General features: G+C 35.4%; 23 protein-coding genes. 8 read left to right on the top strand and 15 right to left on the bottom strand.

Features of this window, described 5'->3' with window-relative positions:
• Positions 1 to 95: 95 nt before the first annotated feature.
• The 5 genes from obgE to rsfS are packed head-to-tail and all read left to right on the top strand — an operon-like array spanning position 96 to position 3,276.
• Complete coding sequence (gene obgE, locus H8S40_RS07040) at positions 96 to 1,379, top strand: GTPase ObgE (protein ID WP_022075546.1); 1,284 nt, start codon at positions 96 to 98, stop codon at positions 1,377 to 1,379.
• A 44-nt stretch (positions 1,380 to 1,423) separates the two neighbouring features.
• Complete coding sequence (gene yhbY / locus H8S40_RS07035) at positions 1,424 to 1,714, top strand: ribosome assembly RNA-binding protein YhbY (protein WP_022075545.1); 291 nt, start codon at positions 1,424 to 1,426, stop codon at positions 1,712 to 1,714.
• Positions 1,715 to 1,724: 10 nt separating this feature from the next.
• Positions 1,725 to 2,366 (top strand): nicotinate-nucleotide adenylyltransferase, encoded by a 642-nt coding sequence (nadD, locus tag H8S40_RS07030; protein ID WP_118737258.1) that lies wholly within the window; start codon positions 1,725 to 1,727, stop codon positions 2,364 to 2,366.
• Positions 2,344 to 2,904 carry a bis(5'-nucleosyl)-tetraphosphatase (symmetrical) YqeK gene (gene yqeK, locus H8S40_RS07025; protein WP_240577054.1) on the top strand — a complete coding sequence of 187 codons (561 nt, stop codon included), beginning with the start codon at positions 2,344 to 2,346 and terminating at the stop codon, positions 2,902 to 2,904. Before nadD ends, yqeK begins: the two co-directional genes overlap by 23 nt.
• A gap of 21 nt (positions 2,905 to 2,925) precedes the next feature.
• Positions 2,926 to 3,276, top strand: a complete 351-nt coding sequence (rsfS, locus tag H8S40_RS07020) for a ribosome silencing factor (RefSeq protein ID WP_118723655.1) — start codon at positions 2,926 to 2,928, stop codon at positions 3,274 to 3,276.
• A gap of 113 nt (positions 3,277 to 3,389) precedes the next feature.
• Here the strand turns inward: rsfS and lexA are convergent, their stop codons facing one another.
• On the bottom strand, positions 3,390 to 4,007 hold the full coding sequence (gene lexA, locus H8S40_RS07015; protein WP_118723656.1) for a transcriptional repressor LexA: 618 nt from the start codon (positions 4,005 to 4,007) through the stop codon (positions 3,390 to 3,392).
• Between the two features lie 192 nt (positions 4,008 to 4,199).
• Between lexA and H8S40_RS07010 the strand changes: the two genes are divergently transcribed.
• Positions 4,200 to 4,580 (top strand): LysM peptidoglycan-binding domain-containing protein, encoded by a 381-nt coding sequence (locus H8S40_RS07010; RefSeq protein ID WP_118723657.1) that lies wholly within the window; start codon positions 4,200 to 4,202, stop codon positions 4,578 to 4,580.
• A gap of 243 nt (positions 4,581 to 4,823) precedes the next feature.
• Positions 4,824 to 5,933, top strand: a complete 1,110-nt coding sequence (locus tag H8S40_RS07005) for a tyrosine-type recombinase/integrase (protein ID WP_118737261.1) — start codon at positions 4,824 to 4,826, stop codon at positions 5,931 to 5,933.
• Positions 5,934 to 6,190: 257 nt separating this feature from the next.
• Here the strand turns inward: H8S40_RS07005 and H8S40_RS07000 are convergent, their stop codons facing one another.
• From H8S40_RS07000 to H8S40_RS06970, 7 genes are all read right to left on the bottom strand, one after another.
• Positions 6,191 to 6,832, bottom strand: coding sequence for a cytidylate kinase-like family protein (locus H8S40_RS07000; protein WP_118738317.1), 642 nt, complete (start codon positions 6,830 to 6,832; stop codon positions 6,191 to 6,193).
• Between the two features lie 65 nt (positions 6,833 to 6,897).
• Positions 6,898 to 7,803 (bottom strand): RluA family pseudouridine synthase, encoded by a 906-nt coding sequence (locus tag H8S40_RS06995; RefSeq protein WP_022075537.1) that lies wholly within the window; start codon positions 7,801 to 7,803, stop codon positions 6,898 to 6,900.
• A gap of 95 nt (positions 7,804 to 7,898) precedes the next feature.
• Positions 7,899 to 8,408 carry a signal peptidase II gene (gene lspA / locus H8S40_RS06990; RefSeq protein WP_022075536.1) on the bottom strand — a complete coding sequence of 170 codons (510 nt, stop codon included), beginning with the start codon at positions 8,406 to 8,408 and terminating at the stop codon, positions 7,899 to 7,901.
• A gap of 16 nt (positions 8,409 to 8,424) precedes the next feature.
• Positions 8,425 to 9,201, bottom strand: coding sequence for a YlmH family RNA-binding protein (locus H8S40_RS06985; RefSeq protein ID WP_022075535.1), 777 nt, complete (start codon positions 9,199 to 9,201; stop codon positions 8,425 to 8,427).
• A 14-nt stretch (positions 9,202 to 9,215) separates the two neighbouring features.
• Positions 9,216 to 9,764: a cell division protein SepF gene (locus H8S40_RS06980; RefSeq protein WP_022075534.1), complete on the bottom strand. Its 549-nt coding sequence runs from the start codon at positions 9,762 to 9,764 to the stop codon at positions 9,216 to 9,218.
• A gap of 62 nt (positions 9,765 to 9,826) precedes the next feature.
• A complete protein-coding gene (locus tag H8S40_RS06975) occupies positions 9,827 to 10,519 on the bottom strand; it encodes a YggS family pyridoxal phosphate-dependent enzyme (protein ID WP_118723660.1) in 693 nt (230 codons plus the stop codon).
• Positions 10,520 to 10,544: 25 nt separating this feature from the next.
• Positions 10,545 to 11,933, bottom strand: a complete 1,389-nt coding sequence (locus tag H8S40_RS06970) for a biotin/lipoyl attachment domain-containing protein (protein WP_118723661.1) — start codon at positions 11,931 to 11,933, stop codon at positions 10,545 to 10,547.
• Positions 11,934 to 12,061: 128 nt separating this feature from the next.
• Here H8S40_RS06970 and H8S40_RS06965 point away from each other — a divergent pair, with 128 nt between their 5' ends.
• The gene (locus H8S40_RS06965) at positions 12,062 to 12,265 is read left to right on the top strand and encodes a DUF378 domain-containing protein (protein ID WP_022075531.1); all 204 of its coding nucleotides are present in this window, start codon (positions 12,062 to 12,064) and stop codon (positions 12,263 to 12,265) included.
• A 254-nt stretch (positions 12,266 to 12,519) separates the two neighbouring features.
• Here the strand turns inward: H8S40_RS06965 and H8S40_RS06960 are convergent, their stop codons facing one another.
• From H8S40_RS06960 to mreD, 7 genes are read right to left on the bottom strand one after another with little or no spacing between them, the layout of a single operon-like run.
• Positions 12,520 to 13,596, bottom strand: a complete 1,077-nt coding sequence (locus H8S40_RS06960; protein ID WP_366482327.1) for a D-alanyl-D-alanine carboxypeptidase family protein — start codon at positions 13,594 to 13,596, stop codon at positions 12,520 to 12,522.
• A complete protein-coding gene (locus tag H8S40_RS06955; RefSeq protein WP_022075529.1) occupies positions 13,580 to 13,975 on the bottom strand; it encodes a methylglyoxal synthase in 396 nt (131 codons plus the stop codon). Before H8S40_RS06955 ends, H8S40_RS06960 begins: the two co-directional genes overlap by 17 nt.
• Positions 13,976 to 13,991: 16 nt before the next feature.
• A complete protein-coding gene (locus H8S40_RS06950) occupies positions 13,992 to 15,122 on the bottom strand; it encodes an FtsW/RodA/SpoVE family cell cycle protein (RefSeq protein WP_118736959.1) in 1,131 nt (376 codons plus the stop codon).
• Between the two features lie 10 nt (positions 15,123 to 15,132).
• The gene (locus H8S40_RS06945) at positions 15,133 to 15,327 is read right to left on the bottom strand and encodes a cell division topological specificity factor MinE (RefSeq protein WP_022075527.1); all 195 of its coding nucleotides are present in this window, start codon (positions 15,325 to 15,327) and stop codon (positions 15,133 to 15,135) included.
• Between the two features lie 13 nt (positions 15,328 to 15,340).
• Positions 15,341 to 16,132, bottom strand: coding sequence for a septum site-determining protein MinD (gene minD / locus H8S40_RS06940; protein ID WP_118736960.1), 792 nt, complete (start codon positions 16,130 to 16,132; stop codon positions 15,341 to 15,343).
• A 28-nt stretch (positions 16,133 to 16,160) separates the two neighbouring features.
• Positions 16,161 to 19,022 carry a penicillin-binding transpeptidase domain-containing protein gene (locus H8S40_RS06935; protein WP_186864917.1) on the bottom strand — a complete coding sequence of 954 codons (2,862 nt, stop codon included), beginning with the start codon at positions 19,020 to 19,022 and terminating at the stop codon, positions 16,161 to 16,163.
• Positions 19,015 to 19,548: a rod shape-determining protein MreD gene (mreD, locus tag H8S40_RS06930; protein ID WP_118723664.1), complete on the bottom strand. Its 534-nt coding sequence runs from the start codon at positions 19,546 to 19,548 to the stop codon at positions 19,015 to 19,017. The genes H8S40_RS06935 and mreD overlap by 8 nt, the downstream gene beginning before the upstream one ends.
• Positions 19,549 to 19,560: the final 12 nt, after the last annotated feature.

Genomic DNA, 19,560 nt, shown 5'->3' with positions numbered 1-19,560 from the left:
TCTTTTTATATATCAAAAAGTATTTTCTTGCAGATACTATATATAAGTATGTTACACTGATATTAAATAACCCAAAAATAAGAGAGGTGATCGCGATGTTTGCAGATAGAGCAAAAATTATGATTCGCTCTGGAAAAGGCGGAAATGGTCATGTAAGTTTCCGACGCGAATTATATGTAGCAAATGGTGGCCCAGACGGCGGCGATGGTGGAAAAGGCGGAGATTTAATTTTTGAAGTAGATGAAGGATTAAATACGCTTTATGATTATCGTCACAAAAGAAAATTTGCAGCCGGTGATGGTGAAGAAGGTGGAAAACGCCGTTGCCACGGAAAAGATGGTAAAGATGTTGTATTAAAAGTTCCAGAAGGAACTGTAATCAAAGAAGCAAATACAGGTAAGGTTGTTGCAGATATGTCAGGTGAAAATCGTCGCCAGATTATCTTAAAAGGCGGAAAAGGCGGACTAGGTAATCAGCATTTTGCAACAGCTACTATGCAGGTTCCTAAATATGCACAGCCAGGACAGCCTGCTATGGAAATGGAAGTAACATTAGAATTAAAAGTAATCGCAGATGTTGGGTTGATTGGATTTCCTAATGTTGGAAAATCAACTCTTCTTTCCCGAGTAACAAATGCTGATCCTAAGATAGCGAATTATCATTTCACAACATTAAATCCAAATCTCGGAGTGGTTGACCTTCCAAACGGAAAAGGATTTGTTATGGCAGATATTCCTGGTCTGATTGAAGGTGCTTCCGAAGGTGTCGGGTTAGGACATGAATTTTTACGTCATATTGAACGTACAAAAATGATGATCCACGTTGTTGATGCTGCCGGAATTGAAGGTCGTAATCCAATTGAAGATATTTATAAAATCAACGCAGAATTGGAAGCTTATAATCCTGAAATTGCAAAGCGTCCACAAGTAATTGCAGCAAACAAAACAGATTTAATCTACTCAGAAGATGAAGACCCTGTTGAACTTTTAAAAGCAGAATTTGAACCAAAGGGAATCAAAGTATTTCCAATTTCCGGAGTATCCGGAAAAGGTATTCAGGAATTGTTGTATTATGTAAGCGAGGAACTTCAGAAGATTGGAACTGAAACAGTTATTTTTGAGCAGGAATTCTTCCCTGAAGATGAACTTATTTATGAAGAACTTCCATACACTGTCGAAAAAGTGGATGATATGTATGTGGTTGAAGGCCCTAAAATTGAAAAAATGCTTGGATATACAAACTTGGATTCAGAGAAAGGTTTTGCATTCTTCCAACGTTTCTTAAAAGATACCGGTATCCTTGAAAAACTTGAAGCTGCCGGAATAGAAGAGGGCGATACTGTAAAAATGTATGGTCTGCAATTTGACTATTATAAATAAAAGGAACCCGTAATTGATATAATAAAATTAATAGGAGAATAAAAATGACATCAAAACAGAGAGCTTATTTAAAAGGTCTTGCTATGACAATTGATCCGATTTTTCAGATTGGTAAATCCAGTATGAACCCTGGACTTACGCAGGCAATTTCAGAAGCTTTAGACGCCAGAGAATTGATTAAAATCAGTGTGTTACAAAACTGTGCTGATGATCCACGTGAATTAGCTGAGATGGTTGCTGAACGTACACACGCTCAAATCGTACAGGTAATCGGAAAGAAAATTGTTCTTTATAAAGAAGGAAAAGACAACAAGAAAAAAATTGTTTTACCATAGGTGATAACGGATGAAAATAGGAATTATGGGTGGAACCTTTGATCCAATTCACATTGGACATTTACTGCTTGGCGAATTTGCCTATGAAGATTTTGGACTAGATGAAATATGGTTTCTTCCAAATGGAAATCCACCACACAAAAAAGCTGAAGACATGAAAGATGCATTACGACATCGTATAGAAATGGTTCGCCGTGCAATTCAAAATATACCTTATTTTAAAATTTGTTTGCATGAAGCAAATGAAAGCTTGCACTCTTATACTTATAAGACAATGCAGGAATTAAATGAATTATATCCGGAAGATGATTTCTACTTTATTCTTGGAGCAGATTCATTGTTTACAATCGAACACTGGAGATATTTTGAGGAAATATTTCCTACTTGTACAATTTTAGCTGCTATGCGTGATGATAAAGACATTGAAGATATGCGTATGCAAATCAATTATTTGAAACAAATATATGGGGCTAAAATACAATTATTACAGGCCCCACTTCTTGAAATCTCTTCAACGGTTATACGAAAACGTGCAGCAAAAGGATTAAGTGTACACTTCATGGTTCCTGATGCCGTAGATGAATACATCAAAGAAAACAGATTGTATGTTACAAAAGGGAAAAACAAAAATGGATTTAGACAAGATAAGTAAAAAATTAGAGAAGAAATTAAAACCTGACCGTTATCGTCATACAAAGGGTGTTATGTATACCGCAGCTGCCATGGCAATGCGTTACGAACAAGATATTCAAGAAGCAATGCTTGCCGGATTGTTGCATGATTGTGGAAAATTTACTTCTTCTGAAGAACAGGTCGAGCTATGTAAAAAATATAAAATTGAATTATCGGAGGCAGAATTACAAGTTCTTCCTTTAATTCATGCAAAGCTCGGAGCCTATCTTGCAAAAGAAAAATATAAAGTGGATAATGAACGTGTAATTAACGCTATCCTTTATCACACTACCGGACGCCCAAATATGACTATGCTGGATAAAATCATTTATTTATCGGATTATATTGAACCAGGAAGAAAAATGATTCCTGGTCTTACCGAAGTAAGAAAAGAAGCATTTACAGATATTGACCATGCAGTAAGTTTATGTGCCAAAAATACATTAGAATACTTAAAATGGCAGAAAAGACCAATCGATCCGATGACAGCAAAAACATATGAGTATTATTCAAAATAATGCGTTAAAGGGAGGCAGACAATGGAACAGGCAAAAAAAATGGTAAAAACCGCATATCAGGCTTTAGATGAAAAAAAAGGTGAAGATATTAAGATTATCAATCTGGAAGGAATTTCTGTCTTAGCAGACTATTTTATCATTGCAAATGGTACAAACTCCAGCCAGGTCCAGGCATTGGTTGATAATGTGGAAGAAGAGCTTCACAAAGCAGGATATTCCTTAAAACAACGAGAAGGATACAGCAATGGGAACTGGGTACTTCTTGATTTCGGCGATATTATCGTTCATATATTTGATCGTGAAAATCGTCTTTTCTATGATCTCGAACGAATCTGGAGAGATGGAAAAGAAATCGCTTTTGATGAGTTATAAGAGATGAAAATAAAGGTTACACCTTAATGCTATTTTAGTAACATTGAGGTGTAACCTTTTATTAATAAATAATATGTATCATAAGTAAAGAAAGTCTTTTGTCTTCTAAAACTCTACTTAAAGAATCGGAACACACCAATCACTTTGCCAAGAATAGTACAATCCTTCACAATAATCGGATCCATAAAATCATTCTCCGGCTGCAAACGAATGATTCCCTCTTCACGATAGAACGTCTTTACTGTAGCACCATCATCTATTAATGCGACTACCTTATCTCCATTATCCGCTGTCTGTTGCTGTTGTACGAGGATATAATCACCATTTAAGATTCCTGCATTAATCATACTTTCCCCTTGTACTTGTAACAGAAAAGTCTGTTTATTAGGCATCATCTCTGCCGGAATCGGAAAATAATTCTCAATATTCTGCTGTGCAAGTAATGGCTCACCTGCGGCAACACGACCGATTATCGGTACATTGACCATCTCACGTCTGGTCAAATTAAATGTATCATCTAAAATTTCAATTGCACGTGGCTTCGTCGGATCTCTATGTATGTATCCGTTCTTCTCCAATGTCTCAAGGTGAGAGTGTACTGAGGACGTAGACTTTAAATTAACTGCCTCGCAAATTTCACGAACTGCAGGTGGAAATCCACGCTCCAGAATCTGTGATTTGATATATTCTAAAATTTCTTCTTGCTTTTTACTGATTTTTCCCTGTGCCATACGAATCCCCTCCCGGCTGTTTTACTATTTTTATAGTATCATAGGGAAAGTGAAATAGCAAACATTTGTTGCGAAAATATGTTCGAATATTATAGCAAACCTCATTGACAAACATATGTTCGTGTCGTATACTATATTCATAACCAGAACAGATGTTCTTTATAGCTTTGATAAATAGGAGAGTGCAGCGTTATGAAAAGAAAAAATATAAACAAACGACATAATCGCAACAGATTAAAAGGAAATATTTTATCCATTATAACAGCATTTTTATTAGTTTCTGTTTGCTGGGTTGGATTTGGCAGTGTAATCTCATCAGCAAAGGATTCAGATATTGCTGTTTCAAAAAATCAGATGCTTTATAAAAGTATTACAATTCATGAGAATGATACATTATGGAGTATTGCAGAACAATATAAACCTGAAAGTTATAGTGTTGATAGATATATTAAAGAACTGAAGGAATTAAATCATCTGAAAAGTGATCAGATATACACTGGTAACAAATTAATCATTATATATGATGCAATGTATCACATAAATGCAAATGGAATCCAAATTGTTTCCAGATAAAAACTTTATATCAGATAGAACTTTTAGTAGTGCATATAGACATATAGATAAGAACATAAGGACATGTTTAAGTAAAATTCAAACATGATTCCATATGTTCTTTTTGTTTTATAGAAAAAGAGTACTAAGTTATCGCAATTCAATCTATACGACAAATACCGATTTTTCCAATAGATATAGACAAAATATATTTAATGTGTTATATTCTAACTATATTACTATCAATAAGGGGTTTTAAACATTATGAAAGAATCAGAACTTGAAAATCAAAATACACCAACTTTTATTGAAAACACTGCTGAAAAATCTTATCACGAACAAACTTATATCGATAATACATTGAGACTGCGTGAAATATTAAAAACGCTTCCTTCTTTTGCCAAAGATTATTTCCGGGCAATTGAACCAACCACGTCTGCTAAGACAAGAATATCTTATGCATATGATATACGCGTGTTTTTTCGCTTTTTAATGGAAAATAATCCACTATATAAGAATTACTCCGTCGACCAGTTTGAAACGTCCGATTTGGAGCGATTAGAGCCTGTAGACATTGAAGAATATCTTGAGTTTCTAAAAGTTTATAAAAATGACGAAGAAAAACAGATTACAAATACTGAAAATGGACTTTCGCGTAAAATGTCAGCTTTACGAAGTTTTTATAGTTATTATTTTAAACATCAAATGATTTCTAAAAATCCGACATTATTCGTAGATATGCCAAAATTACACGAGAAGGCAATTGTTCGACTTGATACAGATGAAATTGCACTTTTACTTGATTTTGTTGAACACGGCGATGACAAATTAAGTGGACAGAAAAAAGCTTACTATGAAAAAACAAAAAATCGAGATCTTGCAATTATTACATTATTATTAGGAACAGGTATTCGTGTTTCTGAATGCGTTGGCTTAGATATACAAGACGTAGATTTTAAGAATAACGGAGTTAAAGTCCTCCGCAAAGGCGGTAATCAAATGGTTGTATATTTTGGTAAAGAAGTCGAATATGCATTAAAGAACTATCTATATACAACAAGAAAAACTGTAACTCCTCTTCCGGGTAATGAAAATGCACTATTTCTGTCTACTCAGAGAAAACGTATGGGGGTCCAGGCTGTTGAAAATATGGTTAAAAAATATGCCCGCCAGATAACTCCTAACAAAAAAATCACCCCTCATAAATTGCGAAGCACTTATGGCACTGCATTATACAAAGAAACCGGAGATATTTATCTTGTTGCAGATGTTTTAGGACATAAAGATGTAAACACTACGAAAAAGCATTATGCGGCAATTGATGAGGATAGACGCCGTCAGGCTGCATCAGCTGTAAAATTACGAGAAGAATAATATAAAAGTGGAAGAAACCGGAGCATCTGCTATCCTATCTTCCACTTTTATTATCTCAGTCGAGAAGACTCCCACCTCTTTTAGGTGGTGAGTAACAGCAAATTTATCTCAGTGGGAGTACAATCTCCGACTGAGATAAACGCTCCGCGAGGATGCGCAGTGATTCTGTAAAGAATGTGTCAGCTTACGCTGACCAGAATCACGCGCCAAGTCTCGCGGCTGCTCGACTTGAATTTAATATTCTTTACATTATAAAATTAGATTTGTTTATCAGAAATACCTTCCTTAAACAGTACATATTGTTCGATTGCTTTAGCTGCTCCTTCTATGCCAAGCTTTGAGCTGTTCAAGCATAATTCATAACTATCCGCATCGCCCCAACGCTTGTTTGTATAATAGTTATAATAACTTGCTCTCTTCTTGTCTGTCTTTACGATACGATCTTTTGCTTTATTGGCAGGTAAATCATAAATTCGACTAATACGGGAAATTCTTGCCTCCAAATCTGCATGAATAAATACACTGACTACATTATCATAAGATTCCAACGCATAATCTGCGCAACGACCAACCAAAATGCAAGGACCTTCGTCTGCAATCTTCTTAATCGTATCAAACTGTGCAAGGAATACTTTATGATTGAGCGGCATATCATTATATGCGCTTCCAGCATACCCCATAGAATATGTATCCATTACGAGTGAATAGAGAAAGCTATTTGTTGGCTTCTCATCGTGAGTTTCAAAAATCTCTTCACAGATACCGCTTTCCTTTGCAGCTCTGGCGAGCATTTCTTTATCATAAAGTTTGATTCCGAAATCCTCAGCAATCTTATAACCAATCTCTCTTCCAGCGCTTCCATACTGTCTTCCAATTGTAATAATCGTATTTGTTTTCATACTAGCCACGCTCCTTTACGCTGTATTGATGCACGAACTCATCTATACTCTTTATTATATTCGTTCTAATGCATTTTTTCAAGTAAAGCCTGAAAATAATCTGGTAGTGGTGCATCGAATTCCATATATTCACCGGTTGTTGGATGTGTGATTCCAAGTACCTTCGCGTGTAATGTCTGTCCCTGCAATTTATAAGGACATTTTGCAGGTCCATATATCTGATCCCCTAAAATCGGATGCCCGATACTAGACATATGCACGCGTATCTGATGTGTTCGTCCGGTTTCCAACTGACATTCAATATAAGTAAATTGCTGAAATCTTTTCAGAACACGATAATGCGTAATTGCTTCTCTTCCGTTAGTACAGTGAACACTCATTTTTTTTCGGTCTATCGGATGGCGACCGATCGGTTTGTCAATGGTTCCCTCATCTTCTTTTAATCTTCCATGAACAATAGCGTGATATTTTCTTGTAATAGAATGTTCTTTAAGCTGCTCTGCAAGAGCCTGATGCGCACGGTCATTTTTGCATATCAATAAAGAGCCGGTTGTATCCATATCTATCCTATGAACAATACCAGGACGCATAACTCCGTTAATTCCTGATAAATTATCCTTACAATGGTACATGATTGCATTTACCAGCGTTCCTGTATAATGTCCGGGTGCAGGATGTACTACCATACCTTTTGGTTTGTTTACTACAAGGATATCCTGATCTTCATATAAAATATCCAAAGGAATATTTTCCGGAAGAATATCCGGTTCTTTCAATTCTGGAATTTCCACTTCAATCTGATCAGAAGCTGAAAGTTTAAAATTTGATTTCACAGCCATTCCATTTACCCGCACCATATTTTCCTTGATTAATTTTTGAATATGTGAACGAGTCATATCTTCAAGCTGTTCTGACAAATATTTATCGATACGTTCTCCGCCCTTTTCAATTGTAAAGAACAATTTCTCCATACTTCTTTATCTCCAATCTACTACAATAATTCTGTAAATATAGAAAGTGACATTACAAAATGTAATGCCATCTTTATATGAACTCTGATTATTTTTTATTTTCTGCTTACCCATGCAAAATCTTCATCTTTATAATAAAATAAGACAAGAATCGCAAAGAGCACACAAGCTACTACAACATAACAATCCGCTACATTAAAAATCGGAAAATCGATTAAACTAAAATAGAAAAAATCAATAACATAATTGAGTCGAATTCGATCAATCATATTCCCAATTGCGCCGGCACAAACTAAAACGGCACAAAAGCGAAGCCAAAAATAACGTGACATATGCGGTATTTTTCCATACAAATAACCGATTGCAATTAAAACAATACTTGCACCGATTAAAAATATAATCTGTTTGTTCTGCAACATTCCAAATGCTGCACCTCGATTTTCAAGATAATGCAACTCGAAAACGTTTGGGATTATTGTAATACTGTCTTTTCCCTTCAAATTGTGTACTACAAGCCATTTTGTAATCTGGTCAATAAAAATAGCTATTACACACCAGATCACAGCATACATATAGCTTTGAAAAGTTTTATTTTTATTCTGCATAATACAAGCTCCTAAACTATACATATTTATGTATTAAGACATAAATTCTTTTTTTCTTTGTAAAAGCAAGTGTTTCTATAAACTCAAATTTCCCCATCCCTCGAACAGAAATAATATCATGCTCTTTTACTTGATATGCATTAGAAGTAATCAAACGCCCGTTTACAAAAACTTTTCCACCTTCTATAAGACCTGATAATTTACTTCTGGAAGACGAGAATGCAACCGATAAAAGACTGTCCAAACGCACTGATGCTACAGTGCCTTTTATTTCTTCATAACGCGGGCTGTAGTGAAAATCCGTTAATTCATCAATTGTTGCTAATACTGACGTATGACGGATGCGAGTTATATTTTCTGTTAAAAACTCCTGCATCTGCATCTTTACAAATACAATTGCCTCGGAATCAGTAATAAGAATATCTCCAATCATCCCTCGTTCTATTCCTAAATTTAAAATAGACCCCAGATAATCTCTATGACTCAAAGCTTCACTGTATTTCTTATTTAAAGGAGAAATATGTAGAACCGATATTTCTGATTGAAAAATATCTGAATCTTTAATATCACGCAAAGAAAGAGCATCAGGTATAAATGCTGCCATCTGACGCTCTGCAAAATCATATCCTCCAAAAACTATAAGCCCAGTGTAAAGCCTGTCTTTCGGAATTGAATGTAAAATATTCTGTTCATTCAAATTCAAAAAATCTGAATATGTAATAATATTACGATGATATGCCTGTCTGGATAAATCAATAAAGTGCTTTTCCAGAAGCTGTTCTTCTTTTTGCATCTTGTTCTGCCTTATTAAAATCTGCCTCTCACAGCGGATGTCTCCATAGAACCGCTAAGTAAATCCTGTAAATCACCTGTAATGTCAACATTTGTAGGTGTTACAAGGAAAATATAATTTGAAATTTTCTGAAGATTTCCACTGATTGCAAAAGTAGCACCGGAAATAAAATCAATAATTCTCTGTGCAATCTCAAGATCCAGACCCTCTAAATTCAAGATAACTGTACGTCCTGCAAGTAAAGTCTCTGTAATCTCTCGGGAATCATCTACGGAAGTAGGTTTTACTACACATACTTCCATGCTTGCTCCACGTTTGGATGCAGGCTGACGCATTGGTGTTACTTTACTGCTTGCTGCAGGTGTAAATTTATTCTCGATATCTTCTCCAGCATCAAAATCTTCAAATTCAGGTTCTTTATTAGTATGTTTCTTTCCAAAGAATGAACGATGAGGTTTTTCTTCTTCATAGTCATCGTCATACATCTCATCCTCATCATAGAAATCATCATCATAATCATCATTTAATTTCATGATGTCCAGAAACTTATCAAACACTCCCATGTTTACACTCCTTCTTGTGCGATATACACAACATATTTTTATACATTACTTTCTTTATATTCTTATATATTATAATTTCTTGCACCAAAAATCCCTGTTCCAACACGAACCATTGTGGCACCTTCTTCAATTGCAACAGCATAATCATTGGTCATTCCCATAGAAAGTATGCTCACATTAACATTATCAATGTTTTTTGCGTTAATGTCAACAGATAATTTGCGTAAATTCGTGAAAATTTCACGATTTTCTTCAGAATTTTCTACAAAAGGCGCAATTGTCATCAGTCCACATACTCGAATATGTGGAAAAACAGAAATTTTTTCTATAAAAGGAATTACCTCTTCCATTTTCAGTCCGAATTTACTTTCCTCTTCTGCTACATTGACCTCTACTAGAATATTTGCAATCAAATTTTTTTTAGCAGCTTCTTTTTCAATTGTCTCTGCAAGCTTCATAGAATCCACAGAATGAATCAAGTCAACTTTATCAATGATATACTTTACTTTATTAGTCTGTAAATGTCCAATCATATGCCAGTGAATGTCCTTTGGCAGTGCCTCGTATTTTTCAGTTAATTCTTGAACTTTGTTTTCGCCAAACACCCGTACTCCCAGGTTATATGCTTCCTGAAGCACTGAAATAGGCTTTGTTTTACTGACTGCAATCAAAGTTACGTCCTCTCGTGAGCGTGAAACTTTGTCACAAGCCTGTTGGATATTTTGTTCTACTTCATTTAATTGTTCTTTCAACATTATGAAAACCTCCATATATCTTTTCTTACTGAAATACTACTTCATTTTCTGTAACAGAGTGCCCGTCTTGAACAATATGATCATAATTGCTCAAGCCATAAGCTGTACCTTCTTGAATGATATAATAATCATCGTTTTCGCAAAGGATTTGAATTGTCTTAAATACGGCATATCCTTTATTAATACAAAAGACTCCTTTTAAAGCTCTTTGATCACCTAAGGAATATGTTTCCTGAGTTCCAGACTCCCCTGTCTTAATCAGAACTGTTCCAGATTCAAAAGCTTCCGGATTTAGATAAACAGTTCCATCCGCTTCTGTATAATAAATATCTACAGTTTGATATTTTACAGAGTCACCATCTTGTATCATCACTCCCTGTGAAGAACTGTTTCCGCTTGTCGTCAGGTACTCGCCCGGAATTGTATAAAATAATTTTTCAATCACTGCACTTCTAGGTATTTTCAATCCACTCTGATCATCCAGAATCAATTCTACAGACAAAAATCTACTATTAGAATATTGAATCATTGCACTATCATAAGTTAAATGCCCATAATAGTCGTCCCCTTTTCTGACAATTGCTAAATCTGCCCAAATGGTATCGTTATTCTTATTAATCCTCGTTTTGACATACTGAATGCCTGCAAGACTGGCTGCTGTTTTTTTATCTAGTTGTATATAAACATCCCAGTTTTCGTCCGTAACAACTTTATATACTGGATCACCGGCCTTTATTTTTGTCTGATCTGTCAATTGTGTAGACTCATAATTACTTCTGTCAAAATTTTTATTATTAAGAGTATCTTCTGTCAAATTTTCGTAACCATCTACATTTAACACAAGTATTCCATCTGAATCACTTGGATATGTAGCAATGACATCTGAATTTCCGGCAATTACCGCATCTAACTGTGAGGTTTTTGACTGATTCGCAGCACCATGCAATGCCGAATTAATTTCTGTTTTTAATGAATAAACAGATGAAAAATGTCCATTCGTATAGCTTTCATTAAAATCCTGTATTTTGTAAATAAGATTATTTTGCTCTTCATTTGTAAGCGTGGTGCCTTCTGTATCATTTCCACTTGGAATATTTAACTTATTATGGGATAATACATAAATATTATTACCTTTTCGAAGCTTGGAATTTTCATCTTGAAAATAATTCACATAACCACTTGCATCTGCATAAAATACTTGCTCTTTTCTAATCACAAGTCCGGTATAGGAATTATCTTTTACAATGCTTCCCTCGCGTACTTCATATACAGATATTCTTTTTGCGGTTGCATATGTAAAAATTGTAACAACAAGATAAATAAAAATAAACGCAAAAAGAACAATTCCTATATTCATTTCCTGTTTATTTTTATAATGTCGGATATTAATTGTTTTCTTTACTTTTCGTTTCAATTCAGACTCCTCAAATGAAATCCTTTAAATTTATTCTTCATTAACTTGTCTAGTATAACATTTTTTTATGTATATTTCCAGCGTTTCAACAAATAATAAGAGTATTGATTGGAAAAGGAGGAATTTAAATGAAATGGTTTGATAACACGTCTTTGACACTTGTAATCATTGGCGCACTAAACTGGTTATTGATTGGAATTTTCCGTTTTGACTTGGTTGCATTCTTATTTGGAAATATGAGCTGGCTTTCTCGTATCATTTATACGCTCGTAGGATTATGTGGGCTCTATCTGATTAGCCTGTATGGAAGAATAGGAAATATATCTGAATAATATTTTAGAATACTACATTAAAAAAGATGCGGATTAAATATGATTCCGCATCTTTGCTATATTTAATTCAAGTCGAACGTCCGTGAGACTTGGCGCGTGATTCTGGTCAGCGAAGCTGACATATTCCTATCAGAATCACTGCGCATCCTCGCGGAGCGTTTATCTCAGTCGAAGATTGGACTCCCACTGAGACAAACTGAGACAAATTTGTTATTACTCACCACCTGAAGAGGTGGGAGTCTTCTCGACTGAGATTAATTTTTTGATGATTTTGTTCCAACTCCTACAGCGAGTAGTGCTGTCATATCATCGTAAAGAATTGTCTTTGTATCTGCCCCCATTATTACAGATATGTAAGGGTTTGATTCCATATCCTGATTATATAAAATAACACAAGACCCTGCTTCATCAGTTGTACCTGTTTTACCTCCAAGTACATTCACACCCTCTGGCGGAGTTGCTTCTCCGGCCGAATAATAATTAGTAGGAATCCACTCTGTTGTCCACTGATCTCCATCAGCAGATGTAATCGTTGCAGAGTAGGATTTCTGGGAAATAATATCAATAAATGTTGGATTCTTCGAGCATGCATTAAACATTAAATAAAGGTCATAAGCTGTTGTATACTGTTGTGGATCATGAAGCCCATGTGGATTAACAAAATTCGTATTAGTTGCTCCTAAAGCCTTCGCCTCTTCATTCATTTTCTGAACAAAAGCTTCTACACTTCCACCAACATGTTCTGCTATTGCCAATGCTGCATCATTGCCTGAATAAAGTAACAGACCATTCATTAAATCATACATTGACACCTGATCACCTGCTTCAAATCCGCAAACTTGTGCATCTGCGTCCAAATTCACAGCATTTTCGCTTATTGTAACAATATCATCGAGATTTCCATATTTTAGAGCAACATAAGCAGTCATAACTTTTGTTGTACTAGCCGGATATAACTGTGTATGAATATTGTCTGCATAAAGTACTGTATTATTTTTAATATCGAATAAACCGGCAGCCCCCAAAGAATCGTCATCTGCATATCCTTCCAATGAGACATTGTTTGAAGTTACACATAAATCTTTTGCAAATGTATCTCCTTTATATAGGCTTTTATTATAATTTTTCGTCTCATAATCAATTACATAATCTTTCTTAGATCCTGAATGGATTAAATATGCAATTCCTATAGCCGTCAGACATAAAATAAGAATAACCAATACGGTTACTATCTGCTGTTGTCTTCGTCTTCTTTTTCGCAACGCCTTTCTTCGTCTTGCTGCATCATAAGAATTCTGTGTCTGTTTTTTGTTTTTATTTGTACATTTCACGCCAATCCAAATCTCCTCTGTCTAATGCAAGAATCAAAGCCTCTGCAGTGGCAATGTTTGTTGCAATTGGTATGTTATAGATATCGCACAACTTTACAATATCGTTGACATCCGGTTCATGAGAACGTGATGTTAATGGATCTCTAAAGAAAATAAGTAAATCCATATCATTATGTTCAATCTGAGCCCCTAACATCTGTTTTCCGCCTAAATGTCCAGGAAGATATTTATGGATTGTTAGGTTTGTAACATTCTCAACCAACGTACCTGTTGTTTCCGTTGCATACAGATTATGTTTACTCAATATTCCTCTGTATGCAATACAGAAATTCTGCATAAGTTTCTTTTTTGCATCATGTGCTACTAATCCGATATTCATTACAAGTTCACTCCTCTTACTGGTATTTATTCTGTTGAAGTCCAACATTAAGAACAAGTCCGATTCCAATATAGAAACAGACGACCGAGGTCTGTCCGTAGCTGACAAACGGAAGCGAAATTCCGGTATTTGGGAATAGCATTGTTGCTACACTGATATTAATAAAACTTTGGATACCGATCAATGCAGCTACTCCGGAACAAATGAGCTTTCCACTTACGTCTTTCGTCCTCATTCCAACAGAAATACAACTGATTACTATTAATAATAGCAAAATAATGACGCTACAACAACCCACAAATCCTAATTCTTCACCAATAATTGCAAAAATAAAATCTGTTTGAGGCTCTGAAATAAAATTTCCATTTTTAACAGAGGTTGTCGCATCGCTGTTATAGCCTTTACCGGTTAGTTGTCCTGACCCAATTGCCATAACAGAATTTAGTTGCTGATATGCTTCATCCGATTCATATTTCTCTGGCTCCAGCCATGCAAGAATTCGGTTTTGCTGATATCCATGAAGTAATGGTTGATTTGGCTGTATGACAATCACAAACAAAATCACTGCTATTGGAACTACGATTGCCAATACTGTTCCTATAAATTTGTAACTCAAACCGCCTACAAACATCAATACACAGAACAATAAGCCCAGACAGATGGTGTTTGATAAGTTAGGCTGCTCGTAAATCAATGCTAAAGACGGAAGGATAAGTGCAACGCCCTGGATGATCGTCCACTTATCATTGATTACCCGATGTCGTTTCTTTAAAAATTGTGCATAGAATAAAATCATTAAAATTTTAGTCAGATCAGATGGCTGAAATTGAATAAATCCTAAATTCAACCATCTGGTTGCACCATTTGCCTCAACACCGAATAAAAGCACTGCTACAAGTAATACTAAATTAACGATGTATAATAACCAGTAAAATTTTAATATCCACTCATAATCAATCAATGAAACAATCACCATCGCAACAAATCCAATAAGTACTCCAAGTAGTTGTTTAAATTGATATGAATCTTTTGCGCTTCCTACAACAAAAATTCCAACAATAGATATTGCAAGAACAAGTGCAATTAAAATAAAATTATAATCTTGTATATGATATTGCTGTTTAAGCTTTTTAATAAAAAATTTCACTTTTTTTCTCCTATAGTTTTATATGTATATCTGATCTTGAAATTTCGATATCCAACTGTTCTGGTTTAATATCAATATATTTAGAAATTGCAATATATATATCATTTGACATTTTCTCTACTATATCAGGTGTACATTTCATTCTATCGGCTACAACTAATGACCGTACTCTTTCTTTTGCAATCTCAACAGATGGCACACTCATATATTGCAGCCTCCTAATTTTTTACAAATATATGTTTAAAACGGGAAAGGATTCCTTCTGGTCTGTTAAAATCCGGTATTTGTATCTCTTCACCTAAAATTCGCTGACAAATATTACTATATGCCTTCCCTGCAACGCCGGACTCCCCAATTACAGCTTCCCCCTGATTTGTTGCAATTACAACCTGCTCATCGTCCGGAATTACTCCTAGAAGCGGAATTGCCAGAATTTCTGTCACGTCTTCGACTGACATCATATCGCCTCTTCGTACCATGTCAACGCGAAGCTTATTGATCAGTAACTCTTTTTTTGCAATTCCGTTCGCTTCTAGAAGACCTATAATACGATCTGCATCACGGATAGCGGAAACTTCCGGGGTGGTTACAACAATTGCTCTGTTAGCACCCGCAATTGCATTTTTAAATCCTTGTTCAATCCCTGCAGGACAATCAAGTAAAATGTAATCAAATTCCATCTTTAATTCACTGATCAGCTTTCGCATTTGTTCCGGTGACACCGCTGACTTATCTTTTGTCTGTGCCGAAGGAAGTAAATATAACTCTGGAAAACGCTTGTCCTTGATCAATGCCTGCTTCATCCTACATCCACCTGAGATTACATCTACCAGATTATATACAATACGATTTTCCAATCCCATGACAACATCAAGATTCCGAAGTCCTAAGTCTGTATCAATGACTACAACCTTCTTGCCCTTTGATGCAAGCCCTATTCCGATATTTGCTGTCGTTGTTGTTTTACCAACACCGCCTTTTCCTGATGTAATGACAATTACCTCACCCATTCTTGTCAATCCTCCTGCAATTTATTTCTTAATCTCCCGCTATCGCTGTTCCGAGACCTGCAGCATGTCCTGTAACCAGTTCTGCCTTATCTGTCAAGTTAAATTTTGCACGCACAATATCTCTGCCGATTTCTGCCGCATAAGAAGAACTATATCCATTCGCAATACGAATAGCAAGTGCAATTTCAGGTTTTTCTGCCGGAGCAAATCCGACAAATAGTGCATGGTCAGGATGTACGGTACTTTGCTGTGCTGTACCTGTTTTTCCAGCCATCGAAAAATCAAGTCCGCTAAATGTTGCATCATATTGTACCATACTGATCATTCCTTGATGTACAAGATCCCAGGAATTAGACGATATCTCATCCATGGTATTTACAACAGTTGGTTCATATTCTTTAATAATTTTTCCATTTGAATCTGTTGTTTTATCTATTAATGTAAGCTTATATACTGTTCCTCGATTTGCCACTGTCGCAACATAACGATTCAACTGACTTACTGTATAGTTATTTGTACCTTGTCCAATTGCAGACTGTACAGCATATTGGTCCGAAATCTGCGGTTCCGACTCTGGTATTTCCAATCCACTTGTTTCGCCAAGCCCAAATTCTTTTGCATATTTTGCAAGCTTTTCTACTCCAAGATCACTGTCATAATTTCCTTCTGCATCTGTTCCCAGTTCATATCCGACTTCATAGAAAAAGTTATTACATGACACTTTAAGTGCATCGACGATTGTCAAATCTCCATGTGCATTTGGATATGCCCAACATTTCGGACTTGGTGTTACCTTGTCAAAAATTCCGGAACAATTTAAGTATGTGCTTCCGGTTATTACGCCTTCCGTCAGTCCTGCAATAGAAGAAACCATCTTATAAGTAGATCCCGGTGCTGTTTTTTCCTGAGTTGCATTATTATAAAATGGTCTGGAAAGTCCGGTTACCAGCTGATTGTAATAAGCTGAATCCATTGTGTTAGCCAGACGATTGTTATCATAGCCCGGATAAGATACACATGCCAGGACTTCACCGGTATTGGGATCGCTCACCACCGCAGAGCCTGTACATGGTTCTAGAGCCAACTGGCCCGGAGTAATCTCCAGATTTTGAATTTTACTATACAACCAAGAATACGAATCAACTGTTCCTGAACGCAAACCATTGTAAGCAGCTTCATCCATAGGAAGTACTCCCTGTTCATATACAATTGCACAAATCTGCGCTCCGCTGATTCCACTTGATTTTATAAGATATTTATAGAGAAGTTTGTCGAAATTTATATCTGAACTCAAATAATCTTGTAAATATCTTAAAATTGCCTGATACACCTCAGATGCATCTGAATATTTTTCAGAGGAAATATAGTTACTAAGCTTTGAACTATCAACCCAGTTTTTTGAAATCGCATAGTTCAAATATTGATTTAATGTGATTGTTTCCTGTTTTGCCCATGCCTGATATGTTTCATCTGATGTATCAATTGAATCTGCGACAAGAATGCCTGACTTATCTCGCAGTACTTGTTCTATATAATCTTCATATGCTTTCATTTCATCCGGAAGATCTTTATATGCTGTTCCACCATTTAATTCATTTATAATACTTTCAATAGCAGACGTTTTTTTCGCTGCAAACACAGCATATACTTCCTGTTCTGTCTGTCCTGCATTAGCTGCTGAGAAATGAGCTTCATCAATGATTTCATTTGCAATAAAAGCATTATAGGCATCATCTACCGGAATAATGATTTCTTTGGAATCGTCTACTGTACTAGGATCATAATTCATAACATTACGAAGTTTTGACAATACAATACCCGCTATTTTTTCTTCAAGCAGCTGATATGTTTCTTCCTGCAAGTCCTTATCTATTGTCAAATAAACGTCATTTCCTGCACCTGGTTCTTTGTAACTTACAACGTCGGTTACTTTTCCCACACTGTCCACGTAAAAAATTTTACTTCCTTTTGCGCCCTGTAATGTCTGGTCAAGTGTCTGCTCCAATCCTGATTTACCAACAATGTCAGATAATGAATATTTCTTTTTTGATTTTTTATCCAAAGAATCATATTCATCCTGTGATATTTTTCCTGTATACCCAATAATAGATGCAAAATATTTGCTGTCAGTATATCGACGTAATGATTCTTCTTCTATATTGACGCCTTCTAACATATCCAGATTTTCCATGATTGCTGCTGCAGTCTCATCACTGACGTCTGAAGCAAGAACAGTTGGAATATACTTCTGAAAACTGTTCAAATTGATTGCATAACGCAAATTTACCAATTTTAGTATGTGAGCCTTATCCTCACTCGTATCATCAATACCATATCCATAAATATCATCTGTACATAGATAGTGCATTAAATCATCCGGTGTTGCATTCTTTTGTTTTTCAGTCAAGTCATCTACATATGTTTTGCCATAGACATCTGCTATAAAGCGAAGTCTTGAAGTTTCATCTGTCTTTGAGAATTGATAGTTTCCGGCTGAATCTAAAACAATTCCAAAATCACTGATAACAGAATCTCCATGTGCTTCAACAATATTAATCACATTTTCCAATGTCTGGTTTAATGTCGTATTTCGATTCTCGTCAGATGGAATATCATCCTCCAGTGTAACAGAATATGCAAGTTCATTATATGCAAGTAAATTTCCATTTCTGTCATAGATGTTTCCACGTGTACCTGCAATCTCTCTTGTTTTTCGAATCTGGAGTTTATAGTTGCTGAGATAATACTCGCCTTTTACAATTTGAAGATAAAATAGTCTACCTATAAGAACCGCAGAAAGTATAATAAATAACAGAATCAATATAAATAATCTGGACTCTACTAACTGATGTCCCTTTTCTTTTATACGCTTTATGAATCGCTTAAACAAACTTACTTGCACTCCTTTTTTCTTCTGCTTCTAATTTATGGTTTATAAAAAGTATCAATGGATATAAGCCGATAGTAACGGCTATAGTATAAATAAGTTCCGGAATAATTATATGGTTTAAATAATATAAGAAATTAAATTCACTACGCAACATAAACATAAATAAATAAACTGTAATACCGTAGAAAAGTTCACTTCCTGCAATCAGGCAAAGTGGCAGCTTAATATTGTCATCATAATACATTTTCTGAAACATTCCATTAATATATCCAACAATAAGATAGATCAATGCGTAAAATCCAAGCATTGTACCAAATTGAATATCAATCAATAATCCGGAGAAAAATCCAAGGAACATGCCTTCTTTTGGTCCACGCATAAACCCGATAGATGCTGTTATAATTAGCAGCAGATTCGGTTTTATGGACGCAAGTGTTAGTTTTTGAAACACTGTACACTGTAAAAGATAAGATATAAATAAAATGACGACCATTACAATAAATCGTTTGATTTTATTTTTTTTCATATTGCCTGCCCC

The organism is Ruminococcus hominis, from assembly GCF_014287355.1.
Lineage (GTDB): Bacteria > Bacillota > Clostridia > Lachnospirales > Lachnospiraceae > Schaedlerella > Schaedlerella hominis.
Note: the sequence above shows the minus strand (reverse complement) of the source record. Positions and strands in the feature narration are given on the sequence as shown.

Excerpts from the sequence above, each read along its gene's own strand:
- obgE (WP_022075546.1), top strand. The coding sequence starts at position 96 with ATGTTTGCAGATAGAGCAAAAATTATGATTCGCTCTGGAAAAGGCGGA.
- yqeK (WP_240577054.1), top strand. The coding sequence starts at position 2,344 with ATGGATTTAGACAAGATAAGTAAAAAATTAGAGAAGAAATTAAAACCT.
- H8S40_RS06975 (WP_118723660.1), bottom strand. The coding sequence starts at position 10,519 with ATGTTGAAAGAACAATTAAATGAAGTAGAACAAAATATCCAACAGGCT.
- lexA (WP_118723656.1), bottom strand. The coding sequence starts at position 4,007 with ATGGCACAGGGAAAAATCAGTAAAAAGCAAGAAGAAATTTTAGAATAT.
- H8S40_RS06945 (WP_022075527.1), bottom strand. The coding sequence starts at position 15,327 with ATGAGTGTGCCATCTGTTGAGATTGCAAAAGAAAGAGTACGGTCATTA.
- H8S40_RS06965 (WP_022075531.1), top strand. The coding sequence starts at position 12,062 with ATGAAATGGTTTGATAACACGTCTTTGACACTTGTAATCATTGGCGCA.
- lspA (WP_022075536.1), bottom strand. The coding sequence starts at position 8,408 with ATGCAGAATAAAAATAAAACTTTTCAAAGCTATATGTATGCTGTGATC.
- mreD (WP_118723664.1), bottom strand. The coding sequence starts at position 19,548 with ATGAAAAAAAATAAAATCAAACGATTTATTGTAATGGTCGTCATTTTA.
- minD (WP_118736960.1), bottom strand. The coding sequence starts at position 16,132 with ATGGGTGAGGTAATTGTCATTACATCAGGAAAAGGCGGTGTTGGTAAA.
- H8S40_RS06985 (WP_022075535.1), bottom strand. The coding sequence starts at position 9,201 with ATGCAAAAAGAAGAACAGCTTCTGGAAAAGCACTTTATTGATTTATCC.
- rsfS (WP_118723655.1), top strand. The coding sequence starts at position 2,926 with ATGGAACAGGCAAAAAAAATGGTAAAAACCGCATATCAGGCTTTAGAT.
- nadD (WP_118737258.1), top strand. The coding sequence starts at position 1,725 with ATGAAAATAGGAATTATGGGTGGAACCTTTGATCCAATTCACATTGGA.
- H8S40_RS07010 (WP_118723657.1), top strand. The coding sequence starts at position 4,200 with ATGAAAAGAAAAAATATAAACAAACGACATAATCGCAACAGATTAAAA.
- H8S40_RS06995 (WP_022075537.1), bottom strand. The coding sequence starts at position 7,803 with ATGGAGAAATTGTTCTTTACAATTGAAAAGGGCGGAGAACGTATCGAT.
- H8S40_RS06955 (WP_022075529.1), bottom strand. The coding sequence starts at position 13,975 with ATGAATATCGGATTAGTAGCACATGATGCAAAAAAGAAACTTATGCAG.
- H8S40_RS06980 (WP_022075534.1), bottom strand. The coding sequence starts at position 9,764 with ATGGGAGTGTTTGATAAGTTTCTGGACATCATGAAATTAAATGATGAT.
- yhbY (WP_022075545.1), top strand. The coding sequence starts at position 1,424 with ATGACATCAAAACAGAGAGCTTATTTAAAAGGTCTTGCTATGACAATT.
- H8S40_RS07005 (WP_118737261.1), top strand. The coding sequence starts at position 4,824 with ATGAAAGAATCAGAACTTGAAAATCAAAATACACCAACTTTTATTGAA.
- H8S40_RS07000 (WP_118738317.1), bottom strand. The coding sequence starts at position 6,832 with ATGAAAACAAATACGATTATTACAATTGGAAGACAGTATGGAAGCGCT.